Source organism: Actinacidiphila glaucinigra (assembly GCF_900188405.1).
GTDB lineage: Bacteria > Actinomycetota > Actinomycetes > Streptomycetales > Streptomycetaceae > Actinacidiphila > Actinacidiphila glaucinigra.
The window spans coordinates 46,375-52,756 of record NZ_FZOF01000042.1 but is presented as its reverse complement, the minus strand read 5'-3'; the positions used below and the strand labels follow the sequence as shown (position 1 = coordinate 52,756).

Annotated in this window: 7 protein-coding genes; 4 read left to right on the top strand and 3 right to left on the bottom strand. The window is 71.4% G+C overall.

From position 1 onward, the window contains the following. On the top strand, positions 1-1,048 hold a 1,048-nt coding region (locus CHF15_RS41060), incomplete at its 5' end, for an ABC transporter substrate-binding protein (RefSeq protein ID WP_245939331.1). A gap of 52 nt (positions 1,049-1,100) precedes the next feature. On the opposite strand, the gene CHF15_RS41055 is transcribed toward CHF15_RS41060, so the two are convergent. Further along, positions 1,101-1,772 carry a response regulator gene (locus CHF15_RS41055; RefSeq protein WP_089229049.1) on the bottom strand — a complete coding sequence of 224 codons (672 nt, stop codon included), beginning with the start codon at positions 1,770-1,772 and terminating at the stop codon, positions 1,101-1,103. Positions 1,773-1,788: 16 nt separating this feature from the next. Next, positions 1,789-2,640 (bottom strand): RecB family exonuclease, encoded by an 852-nt coding sequence (locus CHF15_RS41050; RefSeq protein ID WP_089229053.1) that lies wholly within the window; start codon positions 2,638-2,640, stop codon positions 1,789-1,791. Between the two features lie 97 nt (positions 2,641-2,737). On the opposite strand from CHF15_RS41050, the gene CHF15_RS41045 reads away from it, so the two are divergent. From CHF15_RS41045 to CHF15_RS41035, 3 genes are all read left to right on the top strand, one after another. Continuing rightward, positions 2,738-3,967 carry a site-2 protease family protein gene (locus tag CHF15_RS41045; RefSeq protein WP_179280209.1) on the top strand — a complete coding sequence of 410 codons (1,230 nt, stop codon included), beginning with the start codon at positions 2,738-2,740 and terminating at the stop codon, positions 3,965-3,967. Positions 3,968-4,396: 429 nt separating this feature from the next. Continuing rightward, entirely contained in the window at positions 4,397-5,305 is a 909-nt protein-coding gene (locus CHF15_RS41040) for a tRNA (adenine-N1)-methyltransferase (protein ID WP_089229048.1), read from the top strand. 161 nt (positions 5,306-5,466) lie between these two features. Beyond that, positions 5,467-6,054 carry a hypothetical protein gene (locus CHF15_RS41035; RefSeq protein ID WP_089229047.1) on the top strand — a complete coding sequence of 196 codons (588 nt, stop codon included), beginning with the start codon at positions 5,467-5,469 and terminating at the stop codon, positions 6,052-6,054. A 4-nt stretch (positions 6,055-6,058) separates the two neighbouring features. On the opposite strand, the gene CHF15_RS41030 is transcribed toward CHF15_RS41035, so the two are convergent. Then, complete coding sequence (locus CHF15_RS41030) at positions 6,059-6,349, bottom strand: ferredoxin (protein WP_089229046.1); 291 nt, start codon at positions 6,347-6,349, stop codon at positions 6,059-6,061. Positions 6,350-6,382: the final 33 nt, after the last annotated feature.

Sequence of the window (6,382 nt, the reverse complement as noted above, 5' to 3'; positions counted from 1 at the left end):
CAAGCTGCGCGACGACAGCAAGGCGACGGGTTCCGGCCCGTACAAGCTGGACTCCTACGAGGCCGGCAAGGAAGCGGTGTTCTCGGTCAACGGGGACTACCAGGGGTCGGCGGAGATCCTCAATTCCGGTATGACGATGAAGTTCTTCGGTGACGAGCCGACGCTGAAGAAGGCGGTCGAGGACGGGTCGGTGGACCTGGCCTACCGTGGTCTTGACTCGGCCGACATCGCCTCGCTGCAGAGCAGTTCGATAGCCGGCGACACCGGGATCCAGGTCGTGGAGGGCACCGGCGCCGAGGTCCAGCACCTGGTGTTCAACGTCGAGGATCCGGTGGTGGGCAACAAGGCCGTGCGTCGCGCGGTGGCCTATCTGATCGACCGCAAGGCGTTCATCCGCGACGTCTACCAGCGCACCGCGAGCCCGCTGTACTCGATCGTGCCGGCGGGCATCACCGGTCACAACACCGCGTTCTTCGACCGCTACGGCGAGGGCGGGGACAAGGCCGGGGCGCAGGCCGCGCTGTCGCAGGCCGGGATCACCGACAAGGTCTCCTTCACGCTGTGGGCGACGCCGGTGCGTTTCGGCCCGGGCACGGTGGCCGAGCTGAAGGCGATCGCCAAGCAGCTCAACGACAGCGGCCTGTTCGACGTGGACGTCAAGACCACCGACGCCGACCAGTACGCCAAGGACATCGAGGCCGGCAAGTATGCGGTCTACGTACGCGGCTGGGTCCCGGACTACCCGGACCCGGACAACTTCACCGCCCCGTTCTTCGGCGACGGCAACGTCCTGGGCAACAACTACGTCAACAAGAAGATCACCGACGAACTCCTCCCGCGCACCGCCGCCGAGGCCGGCCGCGCCGCCACCTCCACCGACTTCGAGGACCTGCAGAACGCGGTCGCCGACGACGTGCCGATCATCCCGCTGTGGCAGGGCAAGCAGTACGTCGTGTCCAGGGACAACATCAACGGCCTGGAGTGGACCCTCGACCCCTCCACCGTCTTCCGCTTCTGGGAGATCCAGAAGGGCGTCCCGACCTCCTAGGACTCCCGGGGCCGGCCGGCCCCGCGACGACGCGACACACGCCCCGGGGACGCTACTGCGCCCCGGGGCGCACCAGTCCGCTCTCGTACGCGTACACCGCCGCCTGCACCCGGTCGCGCAGCGCCAGCTTCGTCAGCACATGACCCACATGGGTCTTCACCGTCGTCTCGCTCACGAACAGCTCGGCGGCGATCTCCGCGTTCGACATGCCCCGCGCCACCAGCTTCAGCACCTCGACCTCCCGGTCGGTGAGGGTGTGCAGCGCCTGCGGCACCGGCTCCTCGCCCGACGGCAGCCGCCCCGCGTACTTGTCCAGCAGCCGCCGCGTGATGCTCGGCGCGAGCATCGCCTCACCCGCCGCGACCACCCGGATCGCCTGCACCAGCTCGTGCGCCGGGGCGTCCTTCAGCAGGAAGCCGCTCGCGCCCGCGCGCAGCGCCTCCACCACGTACTCGTCGAGATCGAACGTGGTCAGCACCAGCACCTTCGCCGGACCGTCCCGGCCCGGCCCGGTGATCTGCCGGGTCGCCTCCACCCCGTCCATCCGCGGCATGCGGATGTCCATCAGCACCACATCGGGCTGCAGCGCCCGCACCTGCTCCAGGGCCTGCTGGCCGTCCCCCGCCTCGCCGACCACCGCCAGGTCGCCCTCGGCCTCCAGGATCATCCGGAAGCCCGTGCGCAGCAGCGGCTGGTCGTCCACCAACAGGACGCGAATAGCCACAAGATCTCCTTCGCCCTCAGGACTCCCCATTCTTCCCCACGACGGGCAGCGGATACGGTGGGGGAGTCCCCCCGAACGAGGGGCACACCGCCTGGTGGTCGCACCAGTCGCACAGCCGGCTCGGCCGCGGCCGCCAGTCACCCGACTCCGTGGCCCGCCTGATCGCCTCCCACAGTGCCTCCAGCTTCCGGCCCACCGCCCGCAGCTCGGCCTCCGACGGGTCGTACGTCAGCACCTCGCCGCTGCCCAGGTAGACCAACTGCAGCCGGCGCGGCACCACCCCCCGCAGCCGCCACAGCACCAACGCGTAGAACTTCATCTGGAACAGCGCCTCGTCCGCGTACTCCGGTCGCGGCGCCTTGCCGGTCTTGTAGTCCACCACCCGCAGGTCACCCGAGGCCGCCGCGACGTCCAGACGGTCGATGTAACCGCGCAGCGTCAGCCCCGACTCCAGCTCCGTCTCCACGTACAGCTCACGCTCGGCCGGCTCCAGCCGCGTCGGATCCTCCAGCGAGAACCACCGCTCGACCAGCCGGGCCGCCTCCTCCAGCCACTGCGCCAGGCCCTGACCGTCCTCCGCGGCGAACAGCTCCGACAGCTCCGGGCGCTCCTCCAGCAGCCGCTGCCACTGCCCCGGCACCATCGCCCGCGCCCGGTCCGCCGTCCGCTCCACCGCCGGCACGTCGAAGAGGCGCTCCAGCACCGCGTGCACCACCGTGCCCCGCGTCGCGGCCTGGCTCGGCTTCTCCGGCAGCTTGTCGATCACCCGCAGCCGGTACAGCAGCGGGCAGCGCATGAAGTCGGCCGCGCGCGACGGCGACAGGGAGGACGGCGGCCTCGGAGGAACGGCTTCGGTGCTGGTGCCCATGGCAGGACCCTACGGGGTGGCGCCGACAGCCGGTGTCGGGTCCCCGCAACCGGGCAATACCATCGACGTCGGAGCGTCAGCGACACGAGGGGAACCAGTGAGCGAGAGCCAGCAGCCGCCGCCGGGCGGCGAGAGGACTCCCGGACCCGACGACGGGCCCGCCAAACGACCCCCGGGACCCGGCGGCGGCATCCTCATGGGCCGCTTCTTCGGCGTGCCCGTCTACGTCGCGCCCAGCTGGTTCCTCGTCGCCGCCCTCATCACCTGGGTGTTCGGCGGGCAGCTCGACCGCGTCCTGCCCGAGCTCGGCGGCGCCCGCTACCTCGTCTCGCTCTTCTTCGCGGTCGCCTTCTACGCCTCCGTGCTCGTCCACGAACTCGCCCACACCGTGGCCGCCCTCCGCTTCGAGCTGCCCGTGCGCCGCATCCAGCTGCAGTTCTTCGGCGGCGTCTCCGAGATCGAGAAGGAGTCCGAGACCCCCGGGCGCGAATTCGTCCTCGCCTTCGTCGGCCCCCTGCTCTCGCTCGTCCTCGCCGGGGTCTTCTACCTCGGCATGTACGGCGTCGACCCCGACACCGTCCCCGGCGTCCTGCTCGCCGGACTCATGATCAGCAACCTGCTCGTGGCCGTCTTCAACCTCCTGCCCGGCCTCCCGCTCGACGGCGGCCGGATGCTCCGCGCCGTCATCTGGAAGATCAGCGGCAAGGCCATGACCGGCACCGTCGCCGCCGCCTGGACCGGCCGGGCCCTGGCCATCGCCGTCCTCGTCGGCCTGCCCCTGCTGTCGTACGCCGGCGGCATGAGCGACGGCGGCGACGGCGCCACCGGCTTCGACTCCCTCACCGACGCCCTGCTCGCGGCCATCCTCGCCGCCATCATCTGGACCGGCGCCGGCAACAGCCTGCGCATGGCGCGGCTGCGCGAGCACCTGCCCGAACTCCAGGCCCGCACGCTCACCCGGCGCGCCCTCCCCGTCTCCTCCGACACCCCGCTGTCCGAGGCCCTGCGCCGCGCCAACGAGGCCGGCGCCCGCGCCCTCGTCGTCGTCGACGGCCAGGGCACCCCCACCGCCCTCGTCCGCGAGGCCGCCATCGTCGGCGTCCCCGAGCACCGCCGCCCCTGGGTCGCCGTCTCCGGCCTCGCCCAGGACCTCAAGCCCGGCATGAAGCTCTCCGCGGAACTCGCCGGCGAGGACCTCCTGGACACCCTGCGCGCCACCCCCGCCACGGAGTACCTCGTCGTCGAGAACTCCGGCGAGGTCTACGGCGTCCTGTCCACCGCCGACGTCGAGAAGGCCTTCCTCGCCGCCATGGCCAGACCTTCTTAGAGGCTCGGTTCGCCTCCGGGTCGCTCAAGGGTGTCGACGGTCGACCGTGCTCGGTCGCTCGTTCCTCGCGACCGCCGCGCTCCCCCGGCTACCGCCGGGCGGTGCCCCCACCCGTTCGACACCGTCCGCGCCCCTTCGGCTCACTCGCCGAGGAAGCCCTCCCACGTGCTGCACCGGAGCAAGACGCAGGGGCGGCTGCCTCGGCGCGGTGGGGCCGGACGGCGCGCATGCATGCCCCGGCGAGTGAGCCGAAGGGGCGCGCGCCTGTCGAAAGGGAGAGCACGCGCAGGCTCCGAGGGACGAGGAGCCGAGCATGGTCGACCGTCGACAGGTGCAGAGGGCGCCCCGGAGGCGAACCGAGCCCTTGAAGGGGGAGTGGCGCCCCGGAGGCGAACCGAGCCTTGAAAAAACACCGGTAGGCTTGTCCGCATGTCCGAACCGACCGGTGCCGCCCGCCGACGCGGGCCCTTCAAGGTCGGGGACCAGGTCCAGCTCACCGATCCCAAGGGACGCCACTACACGTTCACGCTCGAGGCCGGGAAGAACTTCCACACCCACAAGGGTTCCTTCCCCCACGACGAGCTGATCGGCGCCCCCGAGGGCAGTGTTGTCCGAACCACGGGAAACGTCGCCTACCTCGCGCTGCGCCCCCTGCTCCCCGACTACGTCCTGTCCATGCCCCGCGGCGCCGCCGTGGTCTACCCCAAGGACGCGGGGCAGATCCTGTCGATGGCCGACATCTTCCCCGGCGCACGCGTCGTGGAGGCAGGCGTCGGCTCCGGCTCGCTCAGCATGTTCCTGCTGCGCGCCGTCGGTGACCAGGGGATGCTGCACTCCTACGAGCGCCGCGCCGACTTCGCCGAGATCGCCACCCAGAACGTCGAACGGTACTTCGGCGGCCCGCACCCCGCGTGGCAGCTCACCGTCGGGGACCTGCAGGACAACCTCAGCGACACGGAGGTCGACCGGGTCATCCTCGACATGCTCGCCCCCTGGGAGTGCCTGGAGGCCGTCTCCAAGGCGCTGGTGCCCGGCGGCATCCTCTGCGCCTACGTGGCCACCACCACCCAGCTCGCCCGCACCGTCGAGGCGATCCGCGAGCACGGCACGTTCAACGAGCCGTCCGCCTGGGAGACGATGGTCCGCACCTGGCACATCGAGGGCCTGGCCGTGCGCCCCGACCACCGCATGATCGGGCACACCGGATTCCTGCTCACCGCCCGCCGTCTCGCCGACGGCGTGGAGGCCCCCCTGCGGCGCAGGCGCCCCGCGCCCGGCGCGTACGGCGAGGACTACACCGGCCCGGGCGGCGGCAAGCCGGCCACCGGCGGAGCGTAACCACCCGACCCCGAAGCGCCGTCGCCGGACACCCCGGCGGCGGCGCTTCGTCGCACCCCGCGGACATCTCCCGAAACACGGGCCCCGGTCGTACCAACTGACTGTGACCTGTGGCACGATGCTGGCCACCCCGCTCGACCAACTCCACAGGAGACAGGCGCGTGCAGCCATCCGCAGGGCCGGCCCTCCCGCACACCCGAGCCCGCTCGGTGCACTGGATCACGACCGCCGCGGTGATCGCCGCCGTCATAGGCAGCGCCGCACTCGTGCAGCCCGCCGGCGCCTCCACGGGCAGGCCCGCCGCCGACGCCAAGGCCGCCGAGCCCGCGCCCGCCGCCGTCGCGCCCCCGGACCCCGACGCCGCGCACTTCCCCCTCGAATGCGCCGGCGCCCCCGTGGACGTCGTGGACAGGGCCTCGGCGGACCTCGACGGGGACGGCCGCCCCGAGACCGTCGCCGTCGCCCGCTGCCACTCCGAGACCGGCACCCCGCCCAGTGGCCTGTACGTGCTGTCGGCCGATCCGGCCGCCGGAGCCGACCCCCGCATCGTCGAGACGCTCGTCGACCCCAAGGAGCAGCGCAGCTTCAAGGGGCTGCGGATCGACGGCCGTACCGTACGGGCCACCGTCCTCGGCTACTCCACCGACGACGTCCCCCGATGCTGCCCGGACCAGCAGCGCGACTACAGCTGGGAATGGCGGTCCGGCACCTACTACGAGATCCCCGGACCGCTCGCGAACGGCGTGTGACAGATCACTCCGCGTCGGGTCCGTACAGCTCTACACTGTCCGAAACCCGACGCACGTGAATACAGTCGCCAGGGCAGTCCCTGGCCGAATCCACCACATCGGTCAACAGCGGCAGGGGAACCGGGACGGTCGCCCCGGGTGCCTGACGGAGTTCGGCGTCGTCGCCCTTCACATAGGCGAGTCCGTCGATGTCCAGCTCGAAGACCTCGGGCGCGTACTGCACACAGATGCCGTCCCCGGTGCACAGGTCCTGATCGATCCAGACCTCAAGCGCCTCGACGACTTCGTTGCTCACCGGTACCTCGCCTGCCGTTCATCGTTCGGGAAG

What these genes read in the sequence shown, in the direction of transcription:
- CHF15_RS41050 (WP_089229053.1), bottom strand. Translation starts at nt 2,640, where the DNA reads ATGGGCACCAGCACCGAAGCCGTTCCTCCGAGGCCGCCGTCCTCCCTG.
- CHF15_RS41040 (WP_089229048.1), top strand. Translation starts at nt 4,397, where the DNA reads ATGTCCGAACCGACCGGTGCCGCCCGCCGACGCGGGCCCTTCAAGGTC.